This is a genomic window from Embleya australiensis, assembly GCF_051903075.1.
Lineage (GTDB): Bacteria > Actinomycetota > Actinomycetes > Streptomycetales > Streptomycetaceae > Embleya.
In genome coordinates, this window is sequence record NZ_CP182423.1 from 2,496,847 (window position 1) to 2,511,901 (window position 15,055).

A 15,055-nucleotide genomic window follows, 5' to 3' on the forward strand; every position below is an offset into this window, starting at 1 on the left:
CGGCGGGACCGGCCCGTGTCAGGCCGGTCCCAGCGGTTCGCGGGCCGCGTATGTCAGCAGGCCGGCGATGCCGGCGGCCGGGCCGTGTGCGCGGCGCCAGTGTTCGTCCTGTTCGGTCAGTGCGGCGAACAGGCGTTGCCACGAGCGGTCCTCGGTGCCCAGCAGGTCGACGGCCAGTACGGCGACCTCCTCGTATGCCGCGTCGACCGCCGCGCGCACCGGACCGGCCAGGTCGACCCGGGCCCGGGCGTCGGCGAGGTAGCGCAGCGCCCGTTCCGCGTGGCCGACCTCGTGCACCAGGTCGCGGCCGGTCAACAGGCCCGCCTCGACCAGGCGTTCCACCTCCGCGTGCCACTCGGCGGTGCCGCCGTCGGGCACCACCAGCGCGGTGACGGCGCGGGCGGCGCGCGGACCGCGCCGGGCCGCGGCGAACGCCTCCGCCGGATGCAGGTCGGCCAGCATCGACAGCACGATCTCGTCGGGCGCGTCCGGCCGGGTCGCGAGCGCGTGCCGCACGCCCGCCGGCCACGGCTCGCGCGCGTGCTCTCGCGCCAGCAGCGCCCAGTCGCGCCGGTACGGCCGATCCAGGACCCGCTCCGCGTCCGGCAGCCGCCGGCACCCGCGCAGCCGGGCCACCAGCCGGGCCGGCGACGACTCCCGCTCGACCCGCTCGCTCAGCACCGCCGACCCGGCGTCGAGCGCGGCGCGCGCCGGCGGGGACACGTCGAGCCCGGCCCGCCCCCCGGCGTCGAGCGCCCGATCGTGCGCCTCCAGTGCCTTGCCGGCGATCCTGGCCGCGCCGCTGCCCAGGAGGCCACGATCGATCACCGCGCGTAGCCGACGCGCGCCGCCGAAGCGCAACACGCTCCGGGCCGCGAGCAGTTGGTCCAGCAGGGACAACTTCCCGGACATCGCGGCCAGCGCCGATTCGACCACGTCCGCGTCGGCCGCCTCGACGGCGACCCGCAGCGCGTCCACCCAATACGCCGAGAACACGCCGGGTTCGAGCAGCCGGGCCCGCAGCGCGGCGGACAGCGGCCGGGGGTCGTCCGCCGCGCGGGCCAGGATCCGCCGCCGCTCGGCCACGTCGCCGCGCCGCTTCACATCGCCGTACAGCCGGTCGTCCAGCGCCGGATCGCGCCGGGCCAGCAGGCGTTCGCGCACGTGTCGGGTGTGCGGCGAGCGGGCGTCGCCCTCGGCCAGGATTAGCGCGGGCTCGACGTCGGTCAGGCCGAGCACGTACTCGACCAGGTCGGCGCTGACATGCCGACCCCGCTCGGCGTCGCGGGCCAGGATGCTCGGCGCGCCGGGCGCGAGCAGCGGCAGGACGGCGCGCAGCACCCGCACGTCGGCGTAGACGAGCAGCGCCGACCCGGCGTCGGAGAGCACCGCGGGCGGCCCGTCCCCCGGCGGCTCCGGGGCGCCGGCGGTGACGCGCTCAAGGAGCTTGGGCAGCGGCAGTTCGCCGCCGTCGCTGTCCATCACCGCCAGTGCGGCGAGCCAGCGGCGCGGGTCGTGGCCGAGGTGTTCGGCGAGCAGCGCGCGCACCGCCCGGGTCAGCGGTTCCCGGGCGAGCTGGGAGAACTCGCCCGGCCGCGCGGTGCTCAACGCGCGGGCGGGGGTGCCGGCGATCAACTCGGCGGGGCCGACCAGCCCGGCGCGGTAGCGCACCGAGACCGAGGCGCCGGCGCGGAAGCCGACCGGATCGCGCCGGGCCAACCGCTCGCGCGGCAGGTCCACGGGAGCCGCCGCGCAGGCCGCGCGCAGCCAGTCCGGGTGGGCCAGCCCGGGTACATCCGCCTCCGGGGTCTCCGCGAAGACCGTGAGCACGGCCGGATCGGTGGGGATCGGCGCGCCCGGCACCATCGAGCGCAACAGATGCGCGGCGGCCAGCGCACAACTGCGGTCCGGGGCGCCGCGTCGCCCGCACCGGGTCGGCAACGTCGGCCCGACCCGCTCGGGGGTGCGCGACGCCGGCGTGGACGCGGCCAGTTCGCGGGCCGATTCGGCGATCTCGGCGTCGGCGGCGGCGCGTTGCCCGGGTTCGGGCGGCGGTCCGGCGGCCTGTGCGGCGACATCGATCAGCTCGCCGACGGTGCCGGCGAACGAGTCGAGCAGGCCCAGCGCGATCACGGTCGCCTCGACGTGCCCGGCGAGCCGGGTCCGCACCAGCGCGCCGATCCGGGCCCGGACCGGTGCGGCGACGGTGTCCCGGGTCAGCTTGGGCAGCGCGCGCAGCACCTCGCCGGCCGGGCGGGCGGTGTCCACCAGGCGTATCGGATCCAGAAGTTCGTGCTCGACGCAGTCGTTCACCCAGCCGGCGTCGGTGCGGTGGAAGGCGACCTCGCGCAGCCGGTCGATCGGCTCGCGGTTCAGGTCCTCGGCGGTGGTCCCGCAGGCCCGGTTGACCACCGCGAGGCGCAGCAGGCGGGTCGGTTCGCCGACGGCGTCCTCGTGGCGCAGCAGTTCGTCGATCGACTCGGGCGCGAACGGCGTTTCCCGATGCCGGGCGACCAGGCGCGGCAGGTCGTACGCGTACGGCTCGTGCACCAGCGTGGCCAGGAGCCGGCGGGTGGCGTTGCGCCCGCGCGCGCCGGCCAGCACGTTCGGCAGGGCGTCGGGGTCCTCGTACGGGATGCGCACCGCGCCCAACCGGCCCGGCCCATCCGCGGATTCGAGGTGGTCCGGGAGGGCGTCGGCCCGGTGCGGCCCGAGTCCGCCGATCAGTTCCACCAGGCGCCGGGCCGCGTCGGGGCCGCCGCGTTGCCACACCTTCAGGAACGCGAACGCCCGCGCGTCGGCGGAGGGCAACGCGTACAGCGCGGCGTGCACCAGCTCCGGGTCGCCGCTGATCACCAGCGGGGTGAGTCGGCGCTGGTCCGCGCAGTCGAGCAGTTCGGCGCGCAACACCGGGTCCAGTGGCACCGGTTCGGTCCGACCCGCGGTGCGCGGCATGCCCGAGGCGATGCGGCGGCGCAGGGTGAGCGGGCAGTGGTGGTTGCGATACACCGCGGCGTTCACGTGGGGTTCGTCCAGCCCGACGAGCCGGCCCAGCCGGCGCGGATCCAGGCCCGAGTTGGCCGCCGACGCTGCGCAGACTCTCGGGTCGCGGCCGGCGAGGGCGGCCTCGAAGACGTGCTCGGGGAGCGGGCCGCGCCCGAGCAGGTCGCGCAGCAACTCGTCGGGCAGGTGCGGCAGCAGGGCGCGTAGATCCTCGGGCGGGGCGGCGTGGAGCAGGAAGCGGTAGGACCGGGACAGCGCCGGAGGAGGGGCGTTTCCGGAGCCGGGCACGGTGCCGTCGGCGATGCCCGTCAGCAGGTCGGCCAGGGTGCCCCGGTAGCGGGACAGCGCGCCGCGCAGGGCGGCCCAGCGGTCGGCCGAACAACCCAGGTGACGGTGGATCAGCTCGGCGAGCGGGCGGCCGGGCGGGAGTTCGGCGAGCATGGCCACCCCGACGCGGGCGGGGGCCACGCGGCTCGGTATCGGCGCGGCGTGTCGTTCGTCGGCCAGTCCGGACGCGGCGGCAGCGGCGGCGATCCGGGTCGCCTCGACATGGCCCGGCAGGTGCGCCGCGGCCTCCAGGAGGGCGACCGAGGGGCGGGCGACGTGCGCCACCGCGGCCGGGTGGGCCCGATACAACTCGGCGAGCAGCACCTCGGGACAGTCCGGCCGGGCGGCCAGCGCGACGGCGGCCGACTCGGGCAGCGGGTCGGCGCGGTGCGCGGCCGGCAGCCGGGTCCAGTCGACGTGCCGGCGCCAGGTCGGCTCCGGCTCGCGGGCCCGCAGCCCCGCGATCAACCCGGCCGAGCCCTCCGCGGCGAGCACCGCGGCCCGCAGCGGCCCGTCGTCCCCGGACGCGAGCGCGGCGGCGGCGAGGTCGGCGACACCGGGCCCGGGTGCGCTGCCGGGCTCGGACGGCACGCCGGGCCGAAACCGCACCTCGCCGAGCAGCGCGCGCAGCCGCTCCGGCTCGGCGAACATGCCGAGCAGACCGCGCAGTTGCTCGGCGCGGGTCAGCCGCGCGCCCTGGGTGCGCAGTGCGTGCTCGATCAGCGCCGGGATGCCGGAGACCACCGCCGCGCCGACGAAGTGCGGATGGTCCGGCGGGTCTTCGGCACAGGCGCGGATCTCCTCCCACAACACCGCGAGGGCGCTCGCATCCGGGTGTCGGCCCGGGGCGAGGATCTCCCGGCGCATCCACGGCAGCGCGGTGGCGTGCCGGTAGACCAGGCGATCGACGACCGGGTCGGGCCGTTCCAGGAGCGCGGCCAGATCGGCCGGGGTGGCCCGGGGGTTGCGCGCCACCGCGCGGCGCACCGGCACGTCCGGATCGCGCACCGCCCGACGACGTGCGGTGATCGGCAGCGCCGCATCGGCCAACCAGGCCGGCTCGCGCACGCCGAGTCGATGCCGCAGCCGGCCCGCGTCGCCCGGCTCGCCGCTCGCCACCGCGAGTCCGAGCAGCACCTCCGCGGCCGGGTCGGATCGCCGCGCGGCTTCCTGCGTCACTGTTCGCCTCCCCTTTGCTTGTCGGACCCACCGGCCGTCCGCCGTGTTCCCGCCCGGGTTCCGGGCGGCATCGCGAGGGCCACCCCACCACAGCTCACCGACGATCGGCCGTCGAGCGCGGACCGGTCAGGGGCCGACAGGGGTGCCGGACAGGGGCGCGGGCCGAGGTCGGCGGCGATCGCCCGGGGCGGTCGTAGGGATCGCCGACGAGCGCCCGCGCATCGCGACCGCACCGGCCCCGATCCGCGCGAACCGGCCCGGGCTGGTACCCAATACACGCCTGAAGTGCCGGTTCAGATGCGACTGATCATAAAATCCCGCGGCGGTGGCGACGGTGTGCGCAGGCATGCCGTCGAGCAGGAGCGTGCGGGCCAGGTCGACCCGACGGCCGGTCAGATACTGGTGCGGGCCGATGCCGAACTCCCGGCCGAAGGCCCGGATCAGATGGGTGGGATGCGCGTACAGCACCTCGGCCGCCTCGCGCAGCGTGACACCTTCGACGTAACGCTCGTCCAGCAGGTCCCGCAATCGGCGGGCCAGGCCCGGATCGCGCACCTCCGGCGGTGCGCCGACCCGGCCCCGCAGGTGGGTGCGCAGCCGCTCGGCGATGAACGCGAGCCTGCTCTCGGTCTCCAACTCCTCGCCGGCACAGGCCAGCGACAGGTGCAGCCGATCCAGCCGGAGGCGCAATTCCGGATCGTCGAACACCGGTCGGTCCACGGCCGGGCCGATCAGGGAGTGGGGCAGGTGCGAGGAGTCCAGATACAACACCCGCTTATGGAACCCGGTCGCGGTGGCCGCGGCGCCGTTGTGCGGCACATGTGGCGGCAGCAGGCTCACGGTCTGTCGCAACACACCGTGTTCGTGCCGGTCCAGGTCGTAGCGGATCATGCCGTCGTCGACGATCAGCAACGTCCACGCGGCGTGTGTGTGCATCGGGTAGGCGTGGTCGGTCATGTGTGCGTGCAGCACCTCGGTGACGCCGGCCACCGGTGGCCGCCATGCCACGAGTTCCGCACCGGCAACCATGTCAGGATCGTACAAGACGGGCCGATGCGGGCCCCGGAAGACTTCCGGGCATGGAATCCGAGCACGCCGAGAACGCGCCCATCCGTTTCGACACCAAGATCGCCGTCCTGCTGCGCGAGGACCTGGCCGCCTGGCAACGACTGAACGTGACGGCGTTCCTGGTCAGTGGCCTGGGCACCCGGGTGCCGGAGGTGATCGGCGAGCCGTACACGGACGCCGACGACACCGCGTACCTGCCGATGTTCCGCCAGCCGGTACTGATCTTCGAGGCCGGGAAGGAACTGCTGAACACGGCGCACACCCGCGCCCTCGGCCGGGACCTGTCGGTGGCGGTGTTCACCTCGGACCTGTTCGCCACCGGCAACGACCGGGACAACCGCGCGGCGGTGCGGGCGGTGCCGCGCGCCGATCTGGACCTGGTCGGCATCGCCGTGTACGGGCCGCGCAACGCGGTGGACAAGGTCTGCAAGGGCGCGGCGATGCACCCGTAGGGGGTGTCCGCGTGAAACACGCAGGGCCCGGACCACGTGAGGTGGTCCGGGCCCTGCGTCATGGTGCGTGGGTTCACTTCCCGGCGATGGCCTCGCGCCACACGGGGCTGTCGACGTAGTGGTTGTCGAACCGCTCGGACGTCGCGCGCAGTTCGGCGAAGTCGGCCTCGCCGCGGTGCACCCGCTCCAGCAGGCGGTAGTAGTCGAAGCGGTCCATGCCGGGCGTGAAGACCACCAGCATCTTGGCCTCGGTGTCCGGGGCCGGGGCGAAGGCGTGCGTGGTGTTCGGCGGCACGAGGAGGAAGTCGCCCGTCTCCAGGGTCACGATCTCCTCGCCGAGCAGGATGCGCATGGTGCCCTCGGTGACGTGGAACATCTCGCTCGCCCGGGTGTGGAAGTGCGCGGGCGCGCCCGGCGAGCCCTTGCGGAACGTGGCCAGGTTCGCGGTCAGCCCGGGGGTGTCGGCCAGCAGCGTGATCAGGCTGGTCGGACCGTCCTGGATGATCTCGGCGTCCCGGGTACGGACCAGGACGGGGACCTCGCCGGTGGTGGCGGCGGCGGTGTTCGAGGTGTTCGCGGACATGGTGGCTCCTTGCGTACGGACGTGCGGGAGAGCGGTGAACCGGTCGACCGGTGCCGATCGAGGTGATGCGTACGGACGGTGGGGGCGCTTCGCTGCTTCCTCGGCGCCCGGCCCCGCCGTTCGTTGACACCAATCTACGGCCGCTTTCGACCCTCACAATGGTGCATTTCGAGGACGAAATGATGGGTCAATTTCCCGCCCTCGGTCAACCCCGCACAAACAAGGGAGGGGTTTCGCCGCCCCGTGACGGCGAAACCCCTCCCGCGCCCCCGAAGGAGTCCCGGACGCCTACTTCGCGTCGACCGAACCAACGTATGGCCCGTTCGATGTCGGTATGACCGGCCCGACATGCCAATTGGGGGACCGATTGCGACACGCGTACGAGTCCGCGAGGGCGACCCCCGGCCGACCCGTCCGCGCTGTGGCGCAGGACACGTGCATCCGCCCCCTCCTCCGGATGCGTATGGATCAGGGACGGACGCGACAGGAGGGGAGGTCGGGATGGGACGGCAGCGCCGCGACGGGCGCCGCATAGAGCACACCGACCAGCCGCACGCGTACGCGAAGCGGGTGCTCCTGAACGCCTACCTGGACCGCAGGCGCCGACTCGGTTCCACCGAGCTGCCCGGCATCGACGCGGCGGGCCTGGAGCGCCGCCCCGACACGGCCGCCGATGCCGATCTCCCGGACGTACGGCTGACCCTGATCGACGCGCTGATGCGGTTGGCGCCGAGGGACCGGGCGGTGGTGGTGCTGCGGTATTGGGAGGACCACAGCGTGGAGGCGGTCGCAGAGATGCAGCGAGCCGGGGCGCGGGTCCCCCGGTGGAGCGGACACCGACCTCGACCCCGACATCGTGCTCGACGTCGACCCCGACCTCGAAGTGGCCTTCCGACGGCAACTGCACGCCGAGTTGGGGAGCCCCTGGCCGTACCCGAGCGCCACCGGCTGACTCGCCCGCATGTCGTCCCCGCTGCCCGCCCGGCTGGGCGCTCAGCGTGGTGGGAGTCGCAAATGGCGCCGCAGGAAGTCGAGTTGATGGGCCAACAACTTCTCGAAGAGGTTTTCGTCCGTGGGCGCGTGGCCGGTGCGGACCAGCGGCAACACCTCGTGCGGCCGTCCGGCGGCGAGCAGTTCGCCGGACAGGCGCAATGTGTTGGCCGGCCAGACGTTGTCGTCGGCCAGCCCGTGGATCAGCAACAGGGGTCGGCGCAACTCGGCGGCCGAGGACAGCGGTGAGCAGGCGGCGTAACGTTCGGGGTGCTCGTCGGGACGGCCGAGGAAACGTTCGCGCCAATGCGTGTCGTACAGGCGCTGGTCGGTGACGCCGCCGCCGGCGATCGCGGCGTGGAAGACGTCCGGGCGGCGCAGGATGGCGGTCAGGGCCAGTGTCGCGCCGAACGACCAACCCCGCACGGCGACCGTCGAGGCGTCCAACTCGGGCCGCTGTCGCACCACTTCGGCCAGCGCGGCGACCTGGTCGGCGAGCACCGGGCCGAGGATGTCGCCGGCCACCTCGCGCTCCCAGGCCGGACCGCGCCCCGGCGTCCCGCTGCCGTCGGTGATCAGCACGGCGAAGCCCTGTTCGGCGAACCACTGGGAAACGAAGGTCATCGGCGCCTGCTGAGCGGTGACCCGCTGGAGGGCCGGACCCCCGTACGGGTCGACGAGCACGGGCAGCGGCGGGTCGCCCGCGCGATGCCATGACGGCAGCAACACCTGGCTGTGCAGGCCGCGTTCGGTGGTGATGATCCGGGTGGCGCGCAGCCGCAGGACCGGCTCGGCCGGATACGAGCGGATCGGCACGGCGGGGCGATCCACAGGCAGCACGTGCGTGCGGGCGCCCGGGCGATCGGGGGTCCGGGCCGTGTGTACGAGCGTGCCCGCGCGGCGCACGGCGGCATGTACGCCCGCCTCCCCGTCGAGCCGTTCGGCGCCGGCGCCCGGTCGGTACGTCCAGATCCCGGCCTCGGTGGGGTCGTCGGCGGCGCCGAACAACACGTCGTCGCCGTCCACCCCGAACACTTCGCGCACGTGCAAGCCCGCCGGGGTGATCGGTACGCCGTCCAGGGTGAGTCGGCGGGTGCCGTCGGCGTCGGAGTGCCCGACCAGCGCGCCGGACGCGGTCCGTACCGGGGTGCCGCGCAGCAGGTGCACCCAGTGCGGGTCCCGCCGTTCGGCGAGCAGGCGGGTACGGCCGTCCACCTCGTCGACGGCCAATACGCGGACGGTGCGCTGGTCGCGGCTCTGCACCTCGGCGAACGGGCCGTGGGCGTCCCAGCCGGCGGCGGTCAGGTATTCGAACCCGGCTCGGTCCCAGGGCACTTCGACGCGTTCACCGGCGAGGGTGACGAGCCACAGGGTGACCTCGGCGTTGGGGTCGCCCGCCGCCGGGTAGCGCAGGGCGCGCGGCGCGACACCCGGATCCGTCGGGTCGGCGAGCCAGCGGATCGGCACCTCGCTCTCGTCCACGCGGGCGACCAGGAGCCGCGTACCGTCCGGGGACCACCAGTAGCCGCGGTCCCGGCCGATCGACGCGGTCGCGACATACTCGGCGACCCCGAAACGCACGTGGGTGCCGTCGGCTTCGGCGACCGCCCGGTCACCGGTGCCGTCCGCCTCTACCACCCGCAGCGCACCGTCGGCCAGATAGGCGATCCGCCGCCCGGCCGGGTCGAGGCGGGGGTCGGCGACCGGCCCCTCGACGGGCAACCGACGCGCACGCCCGGTCGGCACGTCGACCACCCACAACCCGTCCGGCAGCACGAACGCGGCGAGCCGAGCCGCGTCGTCGGTGGCGTACGCGGCGATCCCGGCCCGGCCGGCCGCCTGCGCCGAGCGTGCGGGATCCACGAGCAGCCGCTCGGCGCCGGTGTCGAGGTCCAGACACCACAGGCAGCCCACCGGATCCTCCCCGGAACGACTGCGCAGGAACAGCACCGACGCACCGTCGCCGGACACGGTGAACGCGGTGGGCAGACCCGAGGTGAACCGCCGAGTGCGCACGAACTGCCGGGGCAAACCGATCATCGACATGCGCTACAGACTGGCCGCCGGGCCCGGCCCCACCGAATGTTTCGCCACCCGGCGAAACAACCCGGGCCGGCCGGTTGACGGGCGCGCCTCGCGCCGGCCGCGGCGCGGGCCGGCGCGCGTCCGGGCTTTCCTGTCGGCTTCGCACCGCTTGCGGCCCTTCCGACGCACGTGGCCGGCGTTTTGCCGAGCACGCCCGCCGCCCACCCCGGCCACATCGGCCCGGTCGGGCCGTAGCGCTGTCGGCGCATGCCGTACCCGGGGCGTCGGGGGCAACCTTCCGCGGCCGAAGGCCGGTTGGCCCGCCGCGCACGCGCGCGGGGCCGTGTGTCAGGGTGCTGTCATGGGCGAGAAGCCGCGTGCCGATCGGCCGAGTCCGCCGCGCGATCACCGACGTCGTCGGTGGGCCGCTCCGGCGGTCGCCGTGATCGCGGTCGGCCTCGGCGGGACCGCGCTGCTCAATGCCGCCGGGGAGGCGCCCGCGCGGTATTCGGCGACCGCCAATCCCGCGCCGCCGCCCGCTCCCGTGGACGCGGAGGGCTGCCCCCGGTGGGTCGACCCGACCACCCCCGACTGGCGATTGCCGAACCATGCCGCCCCGGCGGACCCGTTCGTCCCGGGCACGCCGCGCTCCGCCGTGGTGTGCCGCTATCCGCGCGACGACCGACCGGCGCGGCACCGCACGGACTTGGCCGGCACGCGCGCCCTCCCGGATCCGGCCGAGTACGCCCGGGCGCTGCGGACCCAACCCCCGTTGCCCGCCGGCGGCCTCGCCTGCTCCGGGGCGGGTCGCCAGGCGGACTACGTCGTGATGTTCGGGTACGACGACGGCCTGCGCCACGGTGTGCGGGTGATGTCGTCCTGCCCGATCGCCGCCGACGCGCGCCGCGCGGTCCTCCCGGACGCCGCACTGGTCACCCGCCTGCACGCGCTGTTCCCCGAACCGGGCATCGAGCCTCGCGCTCCCGGTGTGGCGGCGGCGACCACAAGCCACCGGTGATCTCCGGAGCGTCGGCATTTCGCACCGAACCGGGCGGGAAACGGTTTTTCCGGCCCCCGGAAACGGGAAACCGCCGCGCTCCGGAGGGAGGGGCGGCGGCGGTCGGTCCGGCCGGCGGCGGACGGGGCCGCCGCGGGCTTCGGGTGGGTCAATGGGCGAGGCCGCCGACGAGGGAGCTCATGGCGGTGCCCAGGGCCTGCTGCGGGGTGATGCCGTCGGTGGCCGAGGCCGTGCTGTCCGGGGTGGTGAGGGCGATGTCCGGGGGCGGGGTGCCCGCGTTCGCGACGGGGGTGGCGAGTGCGGCGGCGCCCGTCGCCAGGACCACGGCGGCGATGATGCGTCGAGTCTGGGTCATGCCGTGCTCAACGCCGGGATCGGCCGGGGGCTACGCCATGTCACCCGCCCGGGCCTGCGCGGGGGCGGTCCGCCCCGGCGTACCCCGGCGCTCGTCACCGGCGCGGAGCCCGCGCGCCCCCGGCCGGCTCAGTCGGGTCGCCGCGCCTCGAACAGCACCCGGGTCGAGTGCGCGACGAACGGTCCGTCCCGTTCGATGAGTTCGTGCAGGTCGTGGAGTCGGTCCCGGTAGGCGTCCACGGTGAAGCCGGGCACCAGCCAGATCACCTTGCGCAGGAAGTACACGACCGCGCCGACGTCGAAGAACTCCATCCGCAGCCGTTCCGTCCGCAGATCGACGATCTCCAGACCGGCGGCCCGCGCGTCGGCGCTCTCGGTGTCCGGGTGCCGACCCTTGCGCGCCTCGGGCTGCGGGCCCAGGAAGTATTCGATCAGCTCGAACACCGAGGCCGGGCCGACATGCTGGGCCAGATAGGTGCCGCCGGGCCGCAACACGCGGGCGATCTCCGACCACCAAACCGTCGCCGGATGGCGGCTGGTGACCAGGTCGAAGGCGGCGTCGGCGAACGGCAGCGGCGGCTCGTCGGGGTCGGCGACCACCACCGCGCCGAGCGGGTGCAACAACTCCGTGGCCTTGGCCACGTTCGGCGGCCACGACTCGGTGGCGACCATGGTGGGCGGCAACTTCGGTACGCCGGCCAACACCTCCCCGCCACCGGTCTGGATGTCGAGGGCGGCGGACACACCGGCCAGACGCTCGCCCATCAGCCGCTGGTATCCCCACGAGGGGCGGGCCTCGGTGGCCCGTCCGGCCAGCCAGGAGAAGTCCCAGCCGGCCACGGACACCGACTCGGCCTCGGCGGTCAGGTCTGCAAAGGTGCGTGACATATCCGCATCAATACCGCGCCGCAACCCATCCGGCAAACGTTTTCCGCCCCGGCCCGTCGCCGCGAAACCGGCCGAGCGCAGCCGGGGCGGGATGCGGCGACGCAGGCCATCGTCGCCGCACATCCCGCCCCGTATCGCCCGGTCGTCTGCTAGCCGACGAACTCCCGGTCCCCGTAGTGGACCGTGGCCGACGACCAGTCGCCGCCCAGGGTGCCGACGAAGCGCTCGACCAGGGCCGCGTCCGCGCGGTCGGCGACCAGGATCAGCTTGCCACCGCGCACCGTGACCGAGCCGCCGAAGAGACGTTCGCGCGCCTCGGGGTCGGCGGCGAGCCCGTCGTGCAGGCGCTGCACGCTCACGTTCGGCACCTCGACCTCGATCGCGTCCGCGCGCGGGGAGTCGGCGCGCAGGTACTCGAAGGTGAGCACCGACTCCTGGTCGTAGCGCTTGCGCAGTACGTCGGCGATGTGGTTGAGCTCCGCCGCGTCCAGGCCGTCGACGTCGAACTCGCGCGAGCGCTCGTAGGTGACGCTCTGCGACTCGCCGGACCAGAACACCCCGTCCAGCAACGAGGACTTGTCCGGGTCGGCACCGTGCGCGCGGATCGTCGCACGCACCTGGCAGGCGAAGCGGTTCAGTTCCGTTCGCAGTCGGGGATCGTTCGGATCGCTGATCACCGCGGTGTTGTCGGTCACGAAGATCTCCGCCACCGGCAGATGCCGGCGCGTGTGGCCGGGCGAGGCGTCGGCCACGCAGGCGGGGGTGTGCGTGGACGCGGCGACCGCGCTCTGGGCGCCGCCGGCGCCGATGGTGATGCCGAACGCGAGGACAAGGGCGGCAGGCCAACGCTTCATATGGGATTCCCCCTGGATGCATGGGTCGTCATGGGACGGACGAATGATGGGACGGGTGTGGCGCACGATCATCGAAATGATCATGAAGCAGAAAGATACCGGAGAGTCGCCGCGACCGTGCACAGCGTCACCGATTCGTGCGAGGCATCACCAATTTCGGTACGGAGCACGGCAGTCCGTCAACGCCACCTCTCGACCCGCTCCGCACGGAAGATGGTGAACAACACCCGCAACACCAGTACGCAGCTGACCACGAGCAGGTTGTAGCCGAACACCTGGTACAGCCCCACACTTTCGCCCACACGCGGCCCGCCCTCGGTGCCCAGGAGCAGGACCGCCATGATCCCGGCGGTCGCCCCCAGCACGGTCAGCAGCGTCCGATGCAACATCGAGGTGACCACCCGGCGATCGCGCTCGTCGGCCAACAACCGTACGTTGACGCCCAGTCGTCCCTCCTCCAGTGCCCCCGTCAGCCGCTCGAAGCGGCGCGGAAGTCGGCGCAACACCGGGAGCAGGTGCAGCAGTTCGCTCGTGGCCGCGTCGCGCAGGCTGCCCGGTTCGAACTGTTCGGTGACGTGTGCGGTCGCATAGCCGCGTGCCTCGGCGAAGATGTCGAAGCCCGGTTCGATCCCGGTGAGCGTGCCCTCGACCGTGGCCAGTGCCCGGAACACCGCCGCGATCTCCGGCGCCACGGTCAGCTCGAACGCGGACACGAGCCGGAACAGGTCGGTGAACATGGCCATGTCCGGCGCCAGTCCCGCGCTGAGATGACGGGCCATGAACCGGCCGAGCGCACGTTGCAGCCGCTGCTCGTCCAACTCCGCCGGGCGGGTCACCACCCGCAGCAGCGCGTCGGACATCGCGGCGGGATCGGCCCGGCCGAGCGCGAGCAGCAGATCCTGCAATCCGCCGCGCAGTTGTGCGTCGATCCGGCCCACCGAGCCGAAGTCGAGCAGCGCCAACCGGCCGTCGGTCAGCAGCATGATGTTCCCCGGATGCGGGTCGGCGTGGAACACCCCGTCGAACATGATCTGCCGCAACAACTCGCCGAGCAGCGTACGGGCCAACCCGCCCCGGTCGAGCCCGCGTTCGTCGAGCGTCTGCACGGCGGTCCCCAGCGGTACCCCGTCCAACCGGTCCAGGACCAGCACCCGCGCGGTGCTCAACTCGGGGTGTGGCCGGGGCAGGATCAGCTGCGGATCCCGCCGCCCGGACCCGGCGGCCAGCACGGCGGCGGTGTTGCGCGCCTCGATCCGGAAGTCCAACTCCTCGCGCAACGCGACCGCGAAGCCGTCGGCCAACTCGACCAGACCGAGCGCGTGTCCCCACGCGGTGCGCCGATCCAGACTCGCCGCGAGCCGGGCCAGGATGTCCAGATCCCGCTCGACGATCGGCCCGATCCCGGGGCGCTGTATCTTCACCACGACCTCGCCGCCCGAGCGCAACCGGGCCCGATGCACCTGGGCGATCGACGCGGCCGCCAGCGGCTCCGGGTCGAATTCGGCGAAGACGTCGGACACCGGCGCGCCCAACTCGGCGGCCAGTACCGCCTCGACCTCGGCCCACGGCGCGGGCGCGACCCGGTGTTGGAGCAGCGCGAGCGCGTCCACGAACTCGACCGGCAGCAGGTCGCGGCGGGTGGACAACACCTGGCCCAGCTTGACGAAGGTGACCCCGCCCTCCTGGAGCGCCTGTTGCAACGAGCGGGCCAGGACCGCGCGCCGGCCGCCCGCGTCGGTCCGGCGCCGACCGCGCAGGTACGGGCCCAGTCCGTGCCGGGCGGCGATCCGGCTGATCTGCGAGTAGCGCCGCCCCCGCGCGGCGCGCCGACGCAGTCCGCGGACGAACTCGACCGTGCCGGGCCACGACCCGCTCGGCACGAGTGCCTCGATCACCACGATGAACGTCATCGAGGCGAGCAGCGCCACGCCGAGCGTCACCGTCATGAAGACGCCGGGGTTGTGCCGCTGGATGTTGCCGCCGACGGCCCACGACACGACCATGCCGAGCAGCCCCGCCGCGAGCGTACGCCTCGTCCCCACCGGCAACCCCAGCAACCGCCGGGCGCCCCAGGCGAGTCCGACGACGAGGGCCAACGCGGTGAGCGTGGTCGCCACCCACAACACGCCCCGATCCACGCCGGCCTCACCCGCGCTCAGCACGGGCACCCCCGGGAGCCGGCCGCGAGTATGACGTGTCCGTCGGCGGGCGCCGAGAATCCATGCGACATGCTGATGAGACCTTCCCCGAGTGATCTTGCACGTGCGGAGGAGAACCTACCGCCCGACCCCCCACCAGGCGCCGACCCGCGGAT

10 protein-coding genes are annotated in these 15,055 nt (G+C 73.8%); 2 read left to right on the forward strand and 8 right to left on the reverse strand.

Annotated features, from left to right (window positions below):
- Positions 1-18: 18 nt before the first annotated feature.
- Together ACMXN5_RS41165 and ACMXN5_RS41170 are read right to left on the reverse strand one after the other, a co-directional pair.
- Positions 19-4,509, reverse strand: coding sequence for a hypothetical protein (locus ACMXN5_RS41165; RefSeq protein ID WP_439679998.1), 4,491 nt, complete (start codon positions 4,507-4,509; stop codon positions 19-21).
- Between the two features lie 126 nt (positions 4,510-4,635).
- Positions 4,636-5,538, reverse strand: coding sequence for an AraC family transcriptional regulator (locus tag ACMXN5_RS41170; protein WP_439679999.1), 903 nt, complete (start codon positions 5,536-5,538; stop codon positions 4,636-4,638).
- A 50-nt stretch (positions 5,539-5,588) separates the two neighbouring features.
- Here ACMXN5_RS41170 and ACMXN5_RS41175 point away from each other — a divergent pair, with 50 nt between their 5' ends.
- Entirely contained in the window at positions 5,589-6,029 is a 441-nt protein-coding gene (locus ACMXN5_RS41175; protein ID WP_439680000.1) for a DUF2000 family protein, read from the forward strand.
- Between the two features lie 73 nt (positions 6,030-6,102).
- Here the strand turns inward: ACMXN5_RS41175 and ACMXN5_RS41180 are convergent, their stop codons facing one another.
- Complete coding sequence (locus tag ACMXN5_RS41180) at positions 6,103-6,612, reverse strand: cupin domain-containing protein (RefSeq protein WP_380034758.1); 510 nt, start codon at positions 6,610-6,612, stop codon at positions 6,103-6,105.
- A 993-nt stretch (positions 6,613-7,605) separates the two neighbouring features.
- Positions 7,606-9,648, reverse strand: coding sequence for a prolyl oligopeptidase family serine peptidase (locus ACMXN5_RS41185; RefSeq protein WP_439680001.1), 2,043 nt, complete (start codon positions 9,646-9,648; stop codon positions 7,606-7,608).
- Between the two features lie 340 nt (positions 9,649-9,988).
- Here ACMXN5_RS41185 and ACMXN5_RS41190 point away from each other — a divergent pair, with 340 nt between their 5' ends.
- The gene (locus ACMXN5_RS41190; protein ID WP_439680002.1) at positions 9,989-10,645 is read left to right on the forward strand and encodes a hypothetical protein; all 657 of its coding nucleotides are present in this window, start codon (positions 9,989-9,991) and stop codon (positions 10,643-10,645) included.
- A 148-nt stretch (positions 10,646-10,793) separates the two neighbouring features.
- Here the strand turns inward: ACMXN5_RS41190 and ACMXN5_RS41195 are convergent, their stop codons facing one another.
- The 4 genes from ACMXN5_RS41195 to ACMXN5_RS41210 form a co-directional block, all read right to left on the reverse strand.
- Positions 10,794-11,000 carry a hypothetical protein gene (locus tag ACMXN5_RS41195; RefSeq protein ID WP_395796230.1) on the reverse strand — a complete coding sequence of 69 codons (207 nt, stop codon included), beginning with the start codon at positions 10,998-11,000 and terminating at the stop codon, positions 10,794-10,796.
- Positions 11,001-11,128: 128 nt separating this feature from the next.
- Positions 11,129-11,887, reverse strand: coding sequence for a class I SAM-dependent methyltransferase (locus ACMXN5_RS41200; protein WP_439680003.1), 759 nt, complete (start codon positions 11,885-11,887; stop codon positions 11,129-11,131).
- A gap of 149 nt (positions 11,888-12,036) precedes the next feature.
- Positions 12,037-12,741: a hypothetical protein gene (locus ACMXN5_RS41205; RefSeq protein ID WP_439680004.1), complete on the reverse strand. Its 705-nt coding sequence runs from the start codon at positions 12,739-12,741 to the stop codon at positions 12,037-12,039.
- A gap of 179 nt (positions 12,742-12,920) precedes the next feature.
- Entirely contained in the window at positions 12,921-14,909 is a 1,989-nt protein-coding gene (locus tag ACMXN5_RS41210) for an ABC1 kinase family protein (protein ID WP_439680005.1), read from the reverse strand.
- Positions 14,910-15,055 lie beyond the last annotated feature (146 nt).

Coding starts and splice junctions, on each gene's coding strand:
- ACMXN5_RS41175 (WP_439680000.1), top strand. CDS start 5,589: ATGGAATCCGAGCACGCCGAGAACGCGCCCATCCGTTTCGACACCAAG.
- ACMXN5_RS41170 (WP_439679999.1), bottom strand. CDS start 5,538: ATGGTTGCCGGTGCGGAACTCGTGGCATGGCGGCCACCGGTGGCCGGC.
- ACMXN5_RS41195 (WP_395796230.1), bottom strand. CDS start 11,000: ATGACCCAGACTCGACGCATCATCGCCGCCGTGGTCCTGGCGACGGGC.
- ACMXN5_RS41185 (WP_439680001.1), bottom strand. CDS start 9,648: ATGTCGATGATCGGTTTGCCCCGGCAGTTCGTGCGCACTCGGCGGTTC.
- ACMXN5_RS41200 (WP_439680003.1), bottom strand. CDS start 11,887: ATGTCACGCACCTTTGCAGACCTGACCGCCGAGGCCGAGTCGGTGTCC.
- ACMXN5_RS41205 (WP_439680004.1), bottom strand. CDS start 12,741: ATGAAGCGTTGGCCTGCCGCCCTTGTCCTCGCGTTCGGCATCACCATC.
- ACMXN5_RS41190 (WP_439680002.1), top strand. CDS start 9,989: ATGGGCGAGAAGCCGCGTGCCGATCGGCCGAGTCCGCCGCGCGATCAC.
- ACMXN5_RS41180 (WP_380034758.1), bottom strand. CDS start 6,612: ATGTCCGCGAACACCTCGAACACCGCCGCCGCCACCACCGGCGAGGTC.